The following is a 16,643-nucleotide window of genomic DNA, read 5'->3' as shown; positions in this document are numbered from 1 at the left end:
GTTTGATCGCGCCTGCGTACATGCCGCCCAGCGCTGAAGAGTCGATGGCCAGTTGCGGTTTGCTGCTGCCGTCGTCGGCGCGCGCGGTGGCGTTAAGGGTTTGTGCGTTGACGTCGTTGCGACCGGCGACAATCGTCAGATTCTGCGCCTGAATCTCGGCATTGATTTTTGCGCTACGGGTGATGATTTCGAAACGATCGACGTTGGTCGCGTTAAGGCCCGCGCCTTCGATGGCCACCGAGCCCTGATCGACCTGAAAACGATCCAGCCGACCGTTGTCGAGCACCGGTTTACCGGTGGTCAGGGTCACGCGCGGCGAGTTGATGAAACCGCAGCCATTACAGGTAATGCCGTAAGGGTTGGCAACAATGACCCGCGCCGACTGCCCCGCCACTTCGGTGTAGCCGCGCAACTGGCTTGGATTACCGCTGATGACTTCGTTGAGAATCGCCTGTGCCGAACCGCTGTTTTTCAGGTTCGGGTTGTCGATGATGTGGCCGCCCAACTGCGTCAGATTATTCTGCGTCGAACCGTTGTTGAGAATCAGCCCCTGCGCACCGACGTTGTAGTCGTGGAACTGGTTATGCGACAGCCCGCTGGCATTGGGCGTGGCAATGTTGATGATTGGCACGCCATTGCCGGCGCGATCCAGCGAGGTATTCGGGTTGGCCACCACGATGCCGTCGGCCTGCGCCCACATCGGTTGCCAGAACATCACGTTGGCCAGCAGAAACGCCAGCCCGCGCTTGGGCATGCCGAGGAAAGACTCGCGTTTTTTTACGGCAGCAGCAGGCTGACGGGCAAGAAAGGCGTATTGGCGAACGTCCATGTCGTAAATCTCATTGCAACGGGCGGCGATAGTCGGATTGACGGCGAGTGCAGTACTTCCTGACAGGCGAACGTTGACGCCGATCAGCGTAAAAAAAGGGCAAAGGGAGGTGATGTAATGACAAAGTCGATCACAGGCAGATCGCTAAACCTCGGTTGAGTCCCTTGTAGCAGCGCACTAGTATCAAAATAGTGGCGCGATATTAGATGGCCACTATTTTGACGTCAATTTATGAATAGACCGAGACATCTCTTCCGATGAGCGGTATTAATTGAAACGCGTCCTCGTGAGTCGTCGCTCACCCGCACAACAAGCCCTCCCACCGCAATAATCTGTAAACTCTCCCCTCTTTCGCCGCCCTCATTTCACCTGCGGCCATCACCTCTTTAATTGTTGCGGAGTCCACCTTGCGTCTGTTCCACACCTCCGACTGGCACCTTGGGCAAAACCTGCATGGCCAGGAGCGCGATTTCGAGCACGCCTGTTTTCTCGAATGGCTGCTGCGCCAACTGCAACTGGCGCAGCCGGATGTGCTGCTGATTGCCGGGGACATCTTTGACACGGTCAACCCACCGGTCAAAGCCCAGGAACGCCTCTACGATTTCATCGTCAGCGCCCACGAACAGCAGCCATTGCTGACCATCGTGATGATTGCCGGCAACCACGATTCCGGCTCGCGGATCGAACTGCCCGCGCCGTTGATGCGCCGTTTGCGCACCCACGCGCTGGGTCGGGTGCTGTGGCTGGATGACGGGCAACTGGATGCCGACCGCTTGCTGTTGCCACTGCCAAATGCCCAAGGCGAAATTGCCGCGTGGTGTCTGGCGCTGCCATTCCTGCGCCCGGCGGAGGTGACTGGCGCGCATCTGGGCGACAACTATTTGCGTGGCATCGGTCAGGTGCATGAGTGGCTGATCGAAGCGGCGAACGCCAAGCGCAAACCCGGTCAGGCGCTGATCGCCATCAGCCACGCGCACATGGCTGGCGGTTCGGTGTCGGAAGACTCCGAACGCAGCCTGATCATCGGCAACGCTGAAGCCCTGCCCGCCAGCCTGTTCGGGCCGAGCATCAGTTACGTCGCCCTCGGCCATTTGCACAAACCGCAGAAGGTCAACGGTGAGGAGCGCATTCGCTATAGCGGTTCACCGATTCCGTTGTCGTTCTCGGAGACTGGCTACCAGCACCAGATTCTCGACGTCACCCTCGATGGCGAAACCCTGGTCAGCGTCGAGCCGAAACTGATTCCGCGTTCGGTCAACCTGCAGCGCATCGGCCCGGCACCGCTGGCCGAAATCCTGCTGCAACTGGCCGACCTGCCGAACATCGACCTGCTCGCCGAAACCCAACGCCAGCCGTGGCTGGAAGTGCGTGTAACCCTCGACGAGCCGCAGCCGGATCTGCGCCATCAAGTCGAAAGCGCTCTGCAAGGCAAAGCCGTGCGTCTGGTGCGCATTGCCGCTGAATACGCCGGCAACCGAGGCGCGGATGGCGCCGAGGACGGCACTGCGCTGATCGAACTCGACCAACTCACGCCACAGGAATTGTTCAGCCGCGCCTGGCTCGACAACTATGGCAGCGAGGTCGACGAGCAGACGCTGAAGGACTTCGCCGAACTGCTGCAGGACGTACAACTGGAGGGCGAGCAGCCATGAAGATTCTCGCCATTCGCTTGAAGAACCTCGCCTCGCTGGCCGGCCCGTTCGAGATCGACTTCACCGCCGAACCGTTGGCCAGTGCCGGTTTGTTTGCGATTACCGGCCCGACCGGTGCCGGTAAAAGCACCCTGCTCGATGCATTGTGTCTGGCGTTGTTCGGCGCCGTGCCGCGTCTGAACAATACCGGCCGTGACGCCAAGGTTCCGGATGCTGACGGTGAAATAGCCACTGGCGACCCGCGCACTTTGCTACGTCGCGGCACCGGTGAAGGTTATGCCGAAGTGGATTTTGTCGGTGTCGACGGCCGTCGCTATCGGGCGCGCTGGGAAGCCAACCGTGCGCGCGAGAAGGCGGGCGGCAAGCTGCAGGCCAGTCGTCAGAGCCTGCGTGACATCGATCAGGATCAACTGCTCGCCAGCCAGAAAGGCGAATACAAAACGCAACTGGAAGCCGCGCTCGGCCTGAACTTCGAACAGTTCACCCGTGCCGTGCTGCTGGCGCAGAGCGAGTTCAGTGCGTTCCTCAAAGCGGACGACAACGACCGCAGCGAACTGCTGGAAAAACTCACCGATACCGCGCTGTACACCCGCCTCGGCCGCCGCGCTTTTGACAAGACCAAAGAAGCCCGCGAAGCGCACAAGCTGTTGCAGGATCAAGCCACCGGCGTGACCCCGCTGGCCCCCGAGGCCCGGGCCGAGCTGGACGAGCGCTTCAATGCTGCGCAACAGCAATTGAAGTTGCAGCAGGCGCAGCTCAAACAGCTTGAGCAACAGCACGCCTGGCTCAAGGATTTGCGGGTGTTGCAGGACGCGCAGCAAGCCGCCACCGAGCAACTGCACAGCGCGCAACAGCATTCGGAAAGTCTGGCCGGCGAGCGGGTAAAACTGACGCGACTGGAGCAGCTCGGCCCGCAGCGGCACCAGTTCGCGCGTAAAACCGAACTCGATGCGCTGTTGGCGCCGTTGGCTGCACAGATTGCTGCGCACACGCAGCAACACAGCGAGCTGACCGAGCGTCAGACACAACTGGAGCAGAATCTCCAAGCGGCGAAAGTCGCCCTGAGCGAAGCGCAGCAGCGCCAGTCGGAAAACGCGCCGCTGTTGCGTCAGGCCTTCGAAGAACAAAGTAACCTCGCCCGCCTGGCCAAAGAAGTCGCCGCGTGCGCTGAAGCCCAAGCCAATGCGCAGCAAGCTTGTACCGAGGGCCAGAACGCAATCCAAGCCTTGCTGGAAAAACAGACCCAGGTCGGCGAGCGCCTGCAACGCATCGCCGCCGAGCTTGAGCAAAGCACTCATCTGGCGCCGTTGAGCGACGCGTGGAATGCCTACCGCGATCGCCTGCAACAGTTGATGCTTATCGGCAATCGCCTGAACAAGGGGCAGGCCGAGCTGGCGAGCCTCGAAGAGAACGCCGCGCGCAGTGCCTCAGAGCTGACCACGCAAAAACAGCAACTTGAAGTGCTGTTCAAAGAGGCCGGCGCCGAACCCGACGCTGTCGCCGAGCAGATCGGCATCCTTGGCACGCTGTTGCAGGACAACCGCAAACAGTTGCGCGCCTTCGAAGAGCTGTCGCGCCTGTGGACCACGCGACAGGATCTGGACAAGCGCAGCCGCGAGCTGCAACAACGCCAGCTCAGCGCGCAGCAGGAGCGCGAACGCCTGACTCAGGACGGCGTGAAAAGCAAAGCCGAGCTGACCGTCGCCGAGCAAACCCTCAACGTCACCCGCGAGCTGCTTGAGCGCCAGCGGCTGGCGCGCAGTGCCAGTGTCGAAGAATTGCGCGCGCAGTTGCAGGACGATCAGCCGTGCCCGGTCTGTGGTAGCAACGAGCATCCGTATCATCAGCCCGAAGCGCTGCTGCAAAGCCTCGGTCGGCATGATGAAAGCGAGCAGGCCAATGCTCAGCAGGTGGTCGATCAGCTCAAGGAAAAGCTCATCGAGCTGCGTGCCGAAGTCGGTGGCGTCATTGCTCAGCAGAAAGAACTGCTGCAACAGCAAGAACAACTGGCGACCCAGCAGCAAGCGTTGGCGCCCAGCCTCGATGCGCATCCGCTGTCCGCGCAGTTGTTCAATCAGGACGCCGCCCAGCGCGATGCCTGGCTGCTCCGGCAAAACGAGCAACTGAACCAGAGCATTACCCAGGACGAGCAACGCCAGAGCGCCCTGCTCACCCTGCAACAGGATGCCGCGCGTCTGACCCAGCAATTGCGTCAGGCCGAAACCGCACATCAGCAAGCAGCGCAGAACCTCAATAATCAGCAGCGCGAATTGAGCAGCGATCGGCAGCGTCTCGACGAGGAACTGACGGCGTTCGGCAATGTGCTGCCGGCCGAGACCCTTGAGGCCTTGCGTCGCGAGCCGGCGGCGACCTTCATGCAGCTCGACCGACAGATCGCCGAGCGTCTGGCCCAACTCGAGCAGCAGAAGGAAGAACTGACCGAGCAGCAACAGCGTCAGCAAACGCTGGAGAAAGAGCAGGACCGTCAGCAGACCCGCCTCCAGCAAGCGCAAACGGCTGAGCAACAGTTCAATGCGTTGGCCGAGCAGCAGCAACTCTGCCAGCAGAAGCTTGCGCAATTGCTTGGCGACCACAGCAGCGCCGAGCACTGGCAGCAGCAACTGGAACAGGCTGTGGAACAAGCGCGCGCGGCGGAAACCGGCACGGCTCAGGATCTGCAAAACGTACGCACGCAGATTGTGCAGATCGCCGCTGAACTCAAGGCGCAGCAACAGCGTTTGCAGGCGCTGGACAGCGAGGAAAAGGATCTGGCGAGCAAGATTGCCGACTGGCGCGCTCGTCATCCGGAGCTGGATGACGGCGGCCTCGAAGACTTGTTGCGAGTCGATGATGAGCAAGTCGCGCAATTGCGCCAGCGCTTGCAGCTCAATGAAAAAGCCATCGAACAGGCCAAGGTATTGTTGCAGGAGCGTGACCAGCGTCTGCTCGATCATCAGGCGCAGCACAACGGCAATCTTGATGCCGAGCAACTGACCACGGCCCTGAGCGATTTGCAGAACCAGTTCAGCGTCAGCGAGCAACAATGCGCCGAACTGCGTGCCGAACAGGTTGAAGATCAGCGCCGGCAGAACGCCAATCAAGCGCTGGCCAAGCAGATCGCCGAAGCCTACGCCGAGTATCAACGCTGGGCGCGACTGAGTGCCCTGATCGGCTCGGCCACTGGCGACACCTTCCGCAAGATCGCCCAGGCCTACAACCTCGATTTGCTGGTGCATCACGCCAACGTGCAACTGCGCCAACTGGTCAAGCGCTATCGCCTGAAACGCGGCGGCAGCATGCTCGGCCTGCTGGTGATGGACACGGAAATGGGCGACGAACTGCGCTCGGTGCATTCGTTGTCCGGTGGCGAAACGTTCCTGGTGTCGCTGGCCCTCGCACTGGGCCTGGCGTCGATGGCGTCGAGTACGCTGAAGATCGAATCGCTGTTTATCGACGAAGGCTTCGGCAGCCTCGATCCAGAGTCGCTGCAACTGGCCATGGATGCGCTCGATGGCTTGCAGGCGCAGGGCCGTAAGGTCGCGGTGATTTCCCATGTGCAGGAAATGCACGAACGGATTCCGGTGCAGATTCAGGTGCAGCGTCAAGGCAACGGTTTGAGCACGCTGGAGGTGAAATGAACACGCTGTATTCCTTCCGCCGCTGCCCGTACGCCATGCGCGCGCGGATGGCGTTGCGCTATTCGGGTGTGCCGGTGGCCATCATCGAAGTCAGCCTCAAGGCCAAACCGGCCGAGATGCTGGCGATCTCGCCCAAGGGTACGGTGCCGGTGCTGGATGCAGGTGGGCGGGTGATTGATGAGAGCCTGGAGATCATGCGCTGGGCGTTGGCGCAGAATGATCCGCAGGGTTGGTTGCTTGATGGCGACTCGCGGATTGCTGAATTGATCGAGGCGAATGATCACGGGTTTAAGGTGCAGTTGAATTGCTACAAGTATGCCGAGCGTTATCCCGAGCAGCCGATGGAGGTTTATCGGGCTGAAGGCGCGGTGTATTTGCAGCGGCTGGAAGTGCTGCTCAACGATCGCGATTATCTGCTGGCCGATCATCCGAGCCTGGCGGATATCGCCCTGCTGCCCTTCGTTCGGCAGTTTGCCCATGTCGATCGTGAGTGGTTTGCGCAGACACCTTATGTTCGCTTACAGGCCTGGTTGCAGCGTTTCCTCGAATCCGAACTCTTCACCTCGATCATGAGGAAGTAACCCTTACCTTCCTGCTTGATCGTTCCCACGCTCTGCGCGGGAATGCCTCAAGGGACGCTCTGCGTTCCAATCGGGCGCGGAGCGTCCGGGGCTGCATTCCCACGCGGAGCGTGGGAACGATCAATCGCGTCGTCTAAGCCAGCGCGTTGCACATGCCGAGCGCCATGCAATCCACTTCGAACGGCCCGAGAAAATCCGCCGAGACTTTTACCGGCGGATTGCCGGCCATCAGCCCCAGCGTGTTCGCCCGTTCGATGTTGTGCGCAATGTTGTGATTGGACTCTATGGCCCGGGCCAATGCGCCCACCGAGCCTTGGCCGATGCCTAATAACGAGGCGCCGTTGGTGAAGAACGCCAAACCGGCGATCACCCAAAGTCTGTAGCCTTTCATGCGCCGCCGACTCCCGCGAGTTCGGCCCGGTCGACCATCACGCCTTGCGAGCGGACCTCGAACTGGATGCCGGGGTGGTCGACTTGAATCGGCGCTTCGAAGCTGTGTTCCATCTGCGAAGCAATGCTGACGAACAACACCACGGCCAGGTACAGACCGATGGCCAGGTAGGCGCCGCGTTTGGCTGAATGAAGGATTGCGCTGGCCATGGTGTTCTCCCGTGGGCATGTTTCGATGTCCACAGAATCAATCAAAAAAGCCGTGGCAACCACTCAGGGTTTGCCATAGTAAACATCAGCTTCGTTGATTATTTAGCCAGTCTATTTGCCTGCTTAAACAAACCTATCGTGCTGCGAAAAACACACGCACACGTGTAGGAGCTGCCGAAGGCTGCGATCTGATCGTTCCCATGCTCAGCGTGGGAATGCCTCTCGGGACGCTCTGCGTCCAGTGACGCGGAGCGTCACGGGCTGCGTTCCCACGCGGAGCGTGGGAACGATCCCAAGGGCAAGATCAAGATCGCAGCCTTCGGCAGCTCCTACAGGGAGTTGTGCGCAATGGGCATTTCAGTGTTGGGCTTTGTGATCCAGAGCAGCGTAGAAGTTGGCGCTCTGTTGCAGGTATTTCTGGGTGTAGCTCTGGGTGTGGGATTTTTTGCTGGCGATTTCAACGTTGGCACCGGCTGGCAGTACCACGGTGGCGGAGATGGCGGAAGCGGCGATAACGGAGAAGAGATTGAAGTTCATGGCGGTAACCCTCGTGTTCGGTTGGCTTGCTTGCCCGGTTGGGCTGTGAAGCAAACTTAACGCTCGAGGGCTGATCGCTTGAAATGCTTTGTAGCATTACCGGATATCAGCGCGATTAATACAAAGAGACAGGCCCCGCAAAACGGGGCCTGTGGCTTATTGTCGCACTAGAAACTTCAGATCGCTCGGGGCGTCCATCGGCAGTTTTTGCACGGTTTTGCCGAGCAGACCGGTCTTGCCATCGCGCTCGACGACGACAATCTGGTTGCTCTTCTGGTTGGCGATCAGCAGGAATTTGCCACTTGGATCGAGGCCGAATTCGCGCGGGTGATCACCTTCCACCGAACGCTTTTGCAGCTCTTTGAGCTGTGCGGACGCCGGATCAATCGCGAACACCACCAGTTGATTGGCAGTGCCACGGTTGCTGACGTAGAGGAACTTGCCATCCGCCGAAGCGTGCAATGCGGCGCCGGCCTTGTCCGAAGTGGGCTGACCGGCGGCCAGATCGACCAGTTGCGTCTGGGTCAGCACGCCGTCGTGGTAGTCGAACACCGCAACCTGCGCGCTCATTTCCATGGTCAGCCAGGCGTGTTTGCCATCAGCGCTGAACAATAGATGACGCGGGCCGCTGCCGGCAGGCATGGACACCGATGCCGTTTTCGCCGGGGTCAGCGGCAGGTCCGGGTTGGCTTTCGGGTCGAACTGGTAAATGAACACCTTGTCCGCGCCCAAGTCATTGGAGAACACATAGCGACCGTCCGGCGATGAGACCGTCGAGTGCACGTGATTCGACGCCTGACGCTCCGGGTTGACGCGGCTCGCCGGGTGCGCGCTCATCTGCACGACGGGTTTGAGCTTGCCGTCGGCACCGACCGGCAATACCGCCAGCGTTCCACCCGGGTCTTCCATCACCGAATAGTTGCTGACGAACAGGTGGCTGGCGTCACCGCTGAGGCTCGAATGCGTCGGCTCGTTGCCCAGGCTCTGCACCTGACTGATCAGGGTCAGGGCGTGGGTTTTCGGATCGATCGAATAGCTGCTGACGCGGCCGACCGGGTCTTTCTGGCCCGGGCCGTTTTCATTGACCACGAACAGGCGATGCTGGTCTTTGGACAGGGTCAGCCACGACGGGTTTTCGCTCTTGACCACTTGCAGCGGCTTGGCGTCGATCTGGCCGGTGGCGCTGTCGAAGTTCATGCGATAGATGCCCTGGCTGGTGCCGGCGGTGTAGGAGCCGACCAGCAACTGGAAGCTTTCCGCAGATGCCGTGGACAGGCCCATTGCACCGACACTGCCGGCCATCAGCAGCGGCCAGAATTTACTCATTTTCATTATTGTCATCCTCGTCGTCGCTGCTGCTGACTACATCGCCAAGGCAGACCAGGCGGTGTTCGCCAGTGGTTTTGGTGTCGCTGGCATAACCAATGACCAGCCAGCTCTGCAGGTCTTCGTCAAACGTTGCCGCTGCAACCTGCGCCGGGGTGAATTCCCAATGCTTGGCCGCGCGGCCATCGATGCATTCGATGTGCAGGTTGTCGTCTTCGTCGAGGGCGAATTCGAAGGCATGCAAGCCGTCGATTTCGACCATGCCGCAGTGTTCGAGGGCGTTGAGAAGGGTTTGGGCAGTCATGGCAAACAGTCTTTCTAGGGGGGAAAGGGCCAATGATAGCTCAATGTGATCCAGAGGCCCCGCTGTTACCCCTGTGGGAGCGAGCTTGCTCGCGAATGCAGTGTGTCAGTCGACAAATATGTTTCTGATACACCGCTTTCGCGAGCAAGCTCGCTCCCACAGGGGATATTGGCTGGCAGTTACAGCGCGTCGCGCGAGGGCTTGCCATCAACGAGGCGCTGGATGCGCAGCGGGTTGGCGTTTTTCAGCGGCTCGGGCAACAAGCTGTCCGGGTAGTTCTGGAAGCACACCGGGCGCAGGAAACGGTCGATGGCCAGTGTGCCCACCGAGGTGCCACGGGCATCGGACGTCGCCGGATACGGCCCGCCGTGCACCATCGAATCGCACACTTCGACACCGGTCGGATAACCGTTAAGCAGGATCCGCCCGACCTTCTGCTCCAGCAATGGCGTCAGCTCAGGGAAACGTTCGAAGTCCGCCTGCTCGCCAATGATCGTCGCAGTCAGTTGCCCGTGCAGGCCATGCAACGCAGCGCTGAGTTGCGCCTTGTCGGCCACTTCGACAATCACCGTGGTCGGGCCGAAGACTTCTTCCTGCAGCACTTCATCGCCATCGATCAGCAGGCTGGCATCGGCCTTGAACAATTGCGGCTGGGCCTGATTGCCCTGCTGCGGATTGCCGGCCAGATGCTCGATGCCGGAATGCGCCAACAGCTTCTGCAAACCTTTGCCATAGCTGCCGAGGGTGCCGGCGTTGAGCATGGTTTGTGCCGGTTGATCGCCGATCAAACCGGCGACTTGCTGCACGAACGCGCTGAACTGCGGCGAGCGAATACCGATCACCAGCCCCGGATTGGTACAGAACTGACCGCAGCCTTGCACCACCGAAGCGGTCAGGTCGCGGGCGACGGTTTCCGAACGCTCGGCAAGTGCCTGCGGCAGGATGATCACCGGGTTGATGCTCGACATCTCGGCAAACACCGGGATCGGCTGCGGGCGCGCAGCGGCCATGTCGCACAGTGCCCGACCGCCCTTGAGCGAACCGGTGAAACCTAAGGCCTGAATCGCCGGATGCTTGACCAGCCATTCGCCGACGCCACCACCGTAGATCATGTTGAACACGCCGGCAGGCATGGCGGTTTTTTCTGCCGCACGAATCAGCGCATCGGCGACCAGTTCAGCCGTGGCCATGTGACCACTGTGGGCCTTGAACACCACCGGGCAACCGGCGGCCAGTGCCGAAGCGGTGTCGCCGCCAGCGGTGGAAAATGCCAATGGAAAGTTGCTCGCGCCGAACACCGCGACTGGGCCGAGGCCGATGCGGTATTGGCGCAGATCAGGACGTGGCAATGGCTGGCGGTCCGGCAATGGCAGATCAATCCGCGCCCCGTAGAAATCGCCGCGACGCAGCACTTTGGCGAACAGACGCATTTGCCCGCTGGTGCGTCCGCGTTCACCTTGAATCCGTCCGGCCGGCAACGCTGTTTCGCGGCAGACCACGGCGACGAAATCATCACCGAGGGCATCCAGTTCATCGGCAATCGCGTCGAGAAACTGCGCGCGGCGTTCGGCGCTGAGGCTGCGGTAGGCCGGGTACGCGGCAGCGGCGGCTTTGGCGGCGGCGTCAACTTCTTCAGCCGTGGCCTGGATGAAATCGTGGGGCAGTTGTTCGCCCGTGGTGGCGTCAACGGATTGCAGTTTGACGTCGCCAGCCGCGCTGCGCTGACCGCCGATGTAGTTGTGACCGAGAATCTGAGTCATGGGATCTCCTTAAAGGGTGCCGATGCTGTCCGGCGCAAAAGCGGCTGGAACCGAAACGATGCCATTGACCAGCGGCGCGCCGAATTCGGCTTGGCTGATCTCGAAAACGTCGCCCGGCTGCGTGCGAATGCCATCGGCGAACGACAGGGTCGCGGTGCCGAAGAAGTGAATGTGTACGTCGCCGGGACGCAGGAACTGGCTGTATTTGAAGTGGTGGTATTCGAGGTTGGCGAGGCTGTGGCACATGTTCGCCTCGCCACTGAGAAACTCGTTCTGCCAGAGCACTTCGCCGTCGCGCAGAATTCGACTGGTGCCGGCAAGGTGTTGAGGCAGTTCACCGGTACGAAGTTCCGGACCATAGCTGCAGCTGCGCAATTTCGAATGCGCGAGGTACAGGTAATTCTTGCGTTCCATGATGTGGTCGGAGAACTCATTGCCGACTGCGAAGCCCAGGCGATAGGGCTTGCCGTCGTTGCCGATGAGGTAGAGGCCGGCCATCTCCGGTTCCTCACCGGCATCCTCCGCAAATGGCGGCACCGGGAAAGGTTGGCCCGGACGCACAACGATGCTGCCGTCGCCCTTGTAGAACCACTCCGGTTGTACGCCGGCCTGCCCCGCCGCCGGTTTACCGCCCTCCACGCCCCATTTGAAGATGCGCATGGTGTCGGTCATCGCCGCTTCGTCGCCAGCCTGCTGGTGCATTTTATCCCGCGCCGAGGCGCTGCCAAGATGCGTCAGACCGGTGCCGCTGACCAGCATGTGCGCCGGGTCCGGGTGGTCGAGGGGCGGCAGGATGCGCAGTTGCGCGAGCAGTTCGGCATAGTCGTGGCTGATGCCGAGACCGAGGGTGTGCACTTGCTGCTCAAGGGAGTGGCCGGCCTCGATGGCGGCCAGCGCCAGATCGCGCGTGCTGCGGGCGTCTTGCACTTCGCGCACCAGACCGTTGTCGACCACGCCGACGCGGCGTTCGCGGTTGCTTAATTCGAATTGAACCAGATGCATATGTCCTCTCCTGTCTACAAAACTTGGAAACACTGCAAAACCCTGTGGGAGCTGGCTTGCCAGCGATGGCAATCTGTCTGACACATCCATGTTGGATGTGCCGCCGTCATCGCTGGCAAGCCAGCTCCCACAGGTTTAGTGGTGATTGGTGGTTGGGTTTCAGGTGCGCGTGGCGCCGCGTGCGCTGGCGGCGAACTGGTCAACCGGCAGCACGTGTTTGCGTTCCAGCACTCGGTAGACAATTCCCGTCAGGATCAAGCCGAACACCATCACCCCCGAGAGGAAGTACAGCCCAGATGCCAGATTCCCGGTGTACTCCTTCAACGCCCCAATCACGAACGGCCCGATGTACCCGCCCAGATTCCCCACCGAGTTGATCAACGCAATCCCCGCCGCCGCACTCGCGCCAGCAAAGAACCGGCCCGGCAAGGTCCAGAACACCGCCGTGCAGGAAAACAGCGCAAACGCCACCAGACACAGCGCCGCCAGTTGCGCCACCGGCAACGACAGCCATGCGCTCATGAACAAGCCAATTGCGCCCAGCACATAAAGGACGGCGAGATGCCCGTAGCGATCATTCAAACGGTCAGAGCTGCGCGGCACGATCAGCAAACCGATGATCCCGAAAATGTACGGCACCGACGAGACGAAACCGGTGACCAGATCGCTGCCGCCAAACTGTTTGATCAGCGTCGGCAACCACAGACCCAAGCCATAAATGCTCAACGTCACCGGCAGATAGAACAGCGCCAGCAGCAACACGCGTTTATCTTTCAGCGCATGCAGCGGATTGCCGTGGCGAGTCTGGCCGTACTCCTGCAGATCCTTTTTCAGTTCGCCGGTCAGCCAGTCTTTCTCGGCCTGATCCATCCATTTCACTTGTTGCGGGCCGTCCGGCAACCAGCGCAGGACCGGCCAGGTCAGCAGGATCGCCGGCGTGCCGATGACGATGAACAGCCACTGCCAGCCGTGCAGGCCAAGGACGCCGTCCATGCCGAGCAAACCGCCGGACACCGGGCCGGTGATCATCATCGCGATCGGCTGGGAGAGGATGAACAGCCCGAGAATCTTGCCGCGATGGCGCACCGGGAACCATTGGGTGATGTAGTAGAGAACGCCGGGGAAGAACCCCGCCTCGGCCGCGCCGAGCAGAAAGCGCATCACGTAGAAACTGTGCGGGCCCTGAACGAAGGCCATGCCGATGGTGATCGCGCCCCAGGTGATCATGATCCGCGCGAACCAGCGTCGTGCGCCGAAGCGTTCGAGCATCAGGTTGCTGGGAATTTCGAGGAGGAAGTAACCAATGAAGAACAGCCCGGCGCCGAGGCCGTAAGCCGCATCGCCAATGCCGATGTCGGCGCCCATGTGCAGCTTGGCGAAGCCGACGGCGGAGCGATCCACATAGGCGATCAGGTACAGCAGGATCAGGAAGGGAATCAGTTTCAGCGTGATGCGCCGTATCAGCCGCAGTTCCTGGCTCATGAGATCGGTCTCCGATTGTTGTTTTTATAGAACCTCGGGGGACGCCTCTCACGGAAAACCGTCAGGGCCATCCCTCCGTCGAAAACGACTATATAGTAATACTAATTCACCAACAACACTTCCAAACCTAGGATTTTGCGCTTAGATTAAGCCGTAGCTGGAACACTATAGTCATACAATAAGAGAATCGATCATGTCTGATAAGAAACCCACTCTGCGCTCCGCCCAATGGTTTGGCACGGCCGACAAGAACGGCTTCATGTACCGCAGCTGGATGAAGAATCAGGGCATCGCCGACCACCAGTTCCACGGCAAGCCGATCATCGGCATCTGCAACACCTGGTCGGAACTGACCCCGTGCAACGCGCACTTCCGCCAGATCGCGGAGCACGTCAAACGCGGGGTGATCGAGGCTGGCGGTTTTCCAGTGGAATTCCCGGTGTTCTCCAACGGCGAATCGAACCTGCGCCCGACCGCCATGCTCACCCGTAACCTGGCGAGCATGGACGTTGAAGAGGCGATTCGCGGCAACCCGATTGACGGCGTAGTGCTGCTGACCGGTTGCGACAAAACCACCCCGGCGCTGCTGATGGGTGCGGCCAGCTGCGATGTGCCGGCGATTGTTGTGACCGGCGGGCCGATGCTCAACGGCAAGCACAAGGGCAAGGACATCGGTTCGGGCACGGTGGTCTGGCAGCTCAGCGAGCAGGTCAAGGCTGGCACCATCACCATCGACGATTTCCTCGCGGCCGAGGGCGGCATGTCGCGTTCGGCGGGCACCTGCAACACCATGGGCACCGCATCGACCATGGCCTGCATGGCTGAAGCACTGGGCACTTCGCTGCCGCACAACGCGGCAATTCCGGCGGTGGATGCGCGGCGTTATGTGCTGGCGCACATGTCTGGCATGCGTGCGGTGGAGATGGTTCGTGAAGATTTGAAGCTGTCGAAGATTCTGACCAAAGAAGCCTTCGAAAACGCTATCCGCGTAAACGCCGCCATCGGTGGTTCGACCAACGCGGTGATTCACTTGAAAGCCATCGCCGGGCGCATCGGTGTCGAGCTGGATCTGGACGACTGGACGCGCATCGGTCGCGGCATGCCGACCATTGTCGACCTGCAACCGTCGGGGCGTTTCCTGATGGAAGAGTTTTATTACGCCGGTGGTTTACCTGCGGTGTTGCGCCGTCTCGGTGAAGCCAATCTGATTCCGCATCCGAATGCGCTGACCGTCAACGGCAAATCCATCGGCGAGAACACCAAGGACGCGCCGATCTACGGCGAAGACGAAGTGATCCGCACGCTCGACAATCCGATTCGCGCCGACGGTGGCATCTGCGTGTTGCGCGGTAACCTGGCGCCACTGGGCGCGGTGCTCAAGCCGTCCGCAGCGACCCCGGAATTGATGCAGCACCGCGGTCGCGCGGTGGTGTTCGAGAACTTCGACATGTACAAGGCGCGCATCAACGATCCGGAGCTGGACGTCGATAAGGATTCGATTCTGGTGATGAAGAACTGCGGGCCGAAGGGTTATCCGGGCATGGCCGAAGTTGGCAACATGGGCTTGCCGGCCAAGCTGTTGGCACAGGGCGTGACCGACATGGTGCGCATTTCTGATGCGCGGATGAGCGGCACGGCGTATGGCACCGTGGTTTTGCACGTGGCGCCGGAGGCGGCGGCCGGCGGGCCTTTGGCGACGGTGCAGGAAGGCGACTGGATCGAGCTGGATTGCGCCACCGGGCGTTTGCATCTGGATATTCCGGACGCCGAACTGGCCGCGCGCATGGCGGATCTGCAGCCACCGCAGCAATTGTTGGTGGGCGGCTATCGTCAGCTGTACATCGACCATGTGCTGCAGGCGGATCAGGGCTGTGACTTTGACTTCCTCGTTGGCTGCCGAGGCGCCGAAGTGCCGCGCCACTCTCACTGATCACACAAATCCCTGTGGGAGCGAGCTTGCTCGCGAAGACGGCGGTACATTCAACAGTTATGTTGTTTGACCCGCCGCTTTCGCGAGCAAGCTCGCTCCCACAGTTGTTCTTTACCCGCCTCAAGATTGTGCCGTGCCTGCTATGATGCGCGGCATCTCCATCGCTCAGGATTGCCCCGCTCCCCATGGATTACCGCAAACCTTCCGACCGTAAAAGCATGCACTCGCGCATCGTCCAGGAACTGGGCATGCAGATCGTCTCCGGACGCTTCTTGCCCGACGACAAACTGCCCGCCGAAGCCTTGCTCTGCGAGGAGTACGCGGTCAGCCGGCCGGTATTGCGTGAAGCCACGCGGGTGTTGGTGGCCAAGGGGCTGGTGTATTCCAGACCGCGAGTGGGAACGGTGGTCAAGGCGCGCCGCGAATGGCACATGCTCGACCCGGACGTACTGCACTGGCTGATGCAAAGCAGCCCGCAGAATGAGTTCTTCAATGTGCTGACCAGTGTGCGCAGCATCATCGAACCGGCGGCCGCCGCCCTCGCCGCTCAACACGCGACCGAGGCGGATATTGCCGCGATTGGTGAGGCGTACCAGCGCATGGAAGCGGCGCCGACCCCGGAAGCGTTGTTGCAGCCGGATCTGGATTTCCATAGCCGGATTGCCGATGCGACGCACAATGATCTGTTGGCGAACCTGTGCAATATGTTGTCGGTGGCGATTGCCGAGGCGTTGAAGCATTCGAATCAGCGGCCGAATCTGCATGAATTGGCGTTGCCGCGGCATAAGGCGATTTTGACGGCGATCGAGAATCGTGATGCGCTGGGTGCTCGGCATGCGACGTTGGTGCAGCTGGATGATGCGCGTAGTGCACTAAGTGTCGTGCTCGGAACAGAACTGTCTTAACGCTTGAATCCTCTTGCCCTCACCCTAGCCCTCCCGAAACGTCGGACCGCCCAGAGGTAGAGGGGACCGACCGAGTTGTGCTTCGTCATACATCGAC

Annotated in this window: 14 protein-coding genes; 5 read left to right on the top strand and 9 right to left on the bottom strand. The window is 60.7% G+C overall.

What is annotated here, in order from left to right; translation table 11 throughout:
* The coding region (locus WA225_RS01090) for a filamentous hemagglutinin N-terminal domain-containing protein (RefSeq protein ID WP_422606545.1) at nucleotides 1-829 on the bottom strand (829 nt) is incomplete at its 3' end.
* Between the two features lie 407 nt (nucleotides 830-1,236).
* Here WA225_RS01090 and WA225_RS01085 point away from each other — a divergent pair.
* Genes WA225_RS01085 through WA225_RS01075 form a run of 3 tightly spaced genes read left to right on the top strand, consistent with a single transcriptional unit; the run spans nucleotide 1,237 to nucleotide 6,700 of the window.
* Nucleotides 1,237-2,481 (top strand): exonuclease SbcCD subunit D C-terminal domain-containing protein, encoded by a 1,245-nt coding sequence (locus WA225_RS01085; RefSeq protein WP_422606544.1) that lies wholly within the window; start codon nucleotides 1,237-1,239, stop codon nucleotides 2,479-2,481.
* Nucleotides 2,478-6,119 (top strand): AAA family ATPase, encoded by a 3,642-nt coding sequence (locus tag WA225_RS01080; RefSeq protein ID WP_422606543.1) that lies wholly within the window; start codon nucleotides 2,478-2,480, stop codon nucleotides 6,117-6,119. Before WA225_RS01085 ends, WA225_RS01080 begins: the two co-directional genes overlap by 4 nt.
* On the top strand, nucleotides 6,116-6,700 hold the full coding sequence (locus WA225_RS01075; RefSeq protein WP_422606542.1) for a glutathione S-transferase: 585 nt from the start codon (nucleotides 6,116-6,118) through the stop codon (nucleotides 6,698-6,700). Before WA225_RS01080 ends, WA225_RS01075 begins: the two co-directional genes overlap by 4 nt.
* A gap of 133 nt (nucleotides 6,701-6,833) precedes the next feature.
* Here the strand turns inward: WA225_RS01075 and WA225_RS01070 are convergent, their stop codons facing one another.
* The 8 genes from WA225_RS01070 to WA225_RS01035 form a co-directional block, all read right to left on the bottom strand.
* Nucleotides 6,834-7,091, bottom strand: coding sequence for a hypothetical protein (locus tag WA225_RS01070; protein WP_422606541.1), 258 nt, complete (start codon nucleotides 7,089-7,091; stop codon nucleotides 6,834-6,836).
* Complete coding sequence (locus WA225_RS01065) at nucleotides 7,088-7,300, bottom strand: hypothetical protein (RefSeq protein ID WP_422606540.1); 213 nt, start codon at nucleotides 7,298-7,300, stop codon at nucleotides 7,088-7,090. Before WA225_RS01065 ends, WA225_RS01070 begins: the two co-directional genes overlap by 4 nt.
* A gap of 357 nt (nucleotides 7,301-7,657) precedes the next feature.
* Nucleotides 7,658-7,837 carry a hypothetical protein gene (locus WA225_RS01060; RefSeq protein ID WP_026000548.1) on the bottom strand — a complete coding sequence of 60 codons (180 nt, stop codon included), beginning with the start codon at nucleotides 7,835-7,837 and terminating at the stop codon, nucleotides 7,658-7,660.
* Nucleotides 7,838-7,993: 156 nt separating this feature from the next.
* Nucleotides 7,994-9,169, bottom strand: a complete 1,176-nt coding sequence (locus tag WA225_RS01055) for a lactonase family protein (protein WP_422606539.1) — start codon at nucleotides 9,167-9,169, stop codon at nucleotides 7,994-7,996.
* Nucleotides 9,156-9,467, bottom strand: a complete 312-nt coding sequence (locus WA225_RS01050) for a DUF5629 family protein (RefSeq protein ID WP_422606538.1) — start codon at nucleotides 9,465-9,467, stop codon at nucleotides 9,156-9,158. Before WA225_RS01050 ends, WA225_RS01055 begins: the two co-directional genes overlap by 14 nt.
* Before the next feature lie 179 nt (nucleotides 9,468-9,646).
* Nucleotides 9,647-11,227, bottom strand: a complete 1,581-nt coding sequence (locus tag WA225_RS01045; protein WP_422606537.1) for an aldehyde dehydrogenase (NADP(+)) — start codon at nucleotides 11,225-11,227, stop codon at nucleotides 9,647-9,649.
* Between the two features lie 9 nt (nucleotides 11,228-11,236).
* Nucleotides 11,237-12,229 carry an AraD1 family protein gene (gene araD1, locus WA225_RS01040; protein WP_422606536.1) on the bottom strand — a complete coding sequence of 331 codons (993 nt, stop codon included), beginning with the start codon at nucleotides 12,227-12,229 and terminating at the stop codon, nucleotides 11,237-11,239.
* A 159-nt stretch (nucleotides 12,230-12,388) separates the two neighbouring features.
* Nucleotides 12,389-13,711: an MFS transporter gene (locus WA225_RS01035; protein ID WP_008088041.1), complete on the bottom strand. Its 1,323-nt coding sequence runs from the start codon at nucleotides 13,709-13,711 to the stop codon at nucleotides 12,389-12,391.
* A 193-nt stretch (nucleotides 13,712-13,904) separates the two neighbouring features.
* Here WA225_RS01035 and WA225_RS01030 point away from each other — a divergent pair, with 193 nt between their 5' ends.
* Both WA225_RS01030 and WA225_RS01025 read left to right on the top strand, forming a co-directional pair.
* Entirely contained in the window at nucleotides 13,905-15,641 is a 1,737-nt protein-coding gene (locus tag WA225_RS01030) for an IlvD/Edd family dehydratase (protein WP_422606535.1), read from the top strand.
* A 185-nt stretch (nucleotides 15,642-15,826) separates the two neighbouring features.
* Nucleotides 15,827-16,546, top strand: a complete 720-nt coding sequence (locus WA225_RS01025) for a FadR/GntR family transcriptional regulator (protein ID WP_047598391.1) — start codon at nucleotides 15,827-15,829, stop codon at nucleotides 16,544-16,546.
* Nucleotides 16,547-16,643: the final 97 nt, after the last annotated feature.

It is taken from the genome of Pseudomonas sp. (assembly GCF_049300855.1).
GTDB lineage: Bacteria > Pseudomonadota > Gammaproteobacteria > Pseudomonadales > Pseudomonadaceae > Aquipseudomonas.
Note: the sequence above shows the minus strand (reverse complement) of the source record. Positions and strands in the feature narration are given on the sequence as shown.

Coding starts and splice junctions, on each gene's coding strand:
- WA225_RS01080 (WP_422606543.1), top strand. CDS start 2,478: ATGAAGATTCTCGCCATTCGCTTGAAGAACCTCGCCTCGCTGGCCGGC.
- WA225_RS01075 (WP_422606542.1), top strand. CDS start 6,116: ATGAACACGCTGTATTCCTTCCGCCGCTGCCCGTACGCCATGCGCGCG.
- WA225_RS01070 (WP_422606541.1), bottom strand. CDS start 7,091: ATGAAAGGCTACAGACTTTGGGTGATCGCCGGTTTGGCGTTCTTCACC.
- WA225_RS01065 (WP_422606540.1), bottom strand. CDS start 7,300: ATGGCCAGCGCAATCCTTCATTCAGCCAAACGCGGCGCCTACCTGGCC.
- WA225_RS01060 (WP_026000548.1), bottom strand. CDS start 7,837: ATGAACTTCAATCTCTTCTCCGTTATCGCCGCTTCCGCCATCTCCGCC.
- WA225_RS01055 (WP_422606539.1), bottom strand. CDS start 9,169: ATGAAAATGAGTAAATTCTGGCCGCTGCTGATGGCCGGCAGTGTCGGT.
- WA225_RS01050 (WP_422606538.1), bottom strand. CDS start 9,467: ATGACTGCCCAAACCCTTCTCAACGCCCTCGAACACTGCGGCATGGTC.
- WA225_RS01045 (WP_422606537.1), bottom strand. CDS start 11,227: ATGACTCAGATTCTCGGTCACAACTACATCGGCGGTCAGCGCAGCGCG.
- araD1 (WP_422606536.1), bottom strand. CDS start 12,229: ATGCATCTGGTTCAATTCGAATTAAGCAACCGCGAACGCCGCGTCGGC.
- WA225_RS01035 (WP_008088041.1), bottom strand. CDS start 13,711: ATGAGCCAGGAACTGCGGCTGATACGGCGCATCACGCTGAAACTGATT.
- WA225_RS01030 (WP_422606535.1), top strand. CDS start 13,905: ATGTCTGATAAGAAACCCACTCTGCGCTCCGCCCAATGGTTTGGCACG.
- WA225_RS01025 (WP_047598391.1), top strand. CDS start 15,827: ATGGATTACCGCAAACCTTCCGACCGTAAAAGCATGCACTCGCGCATC.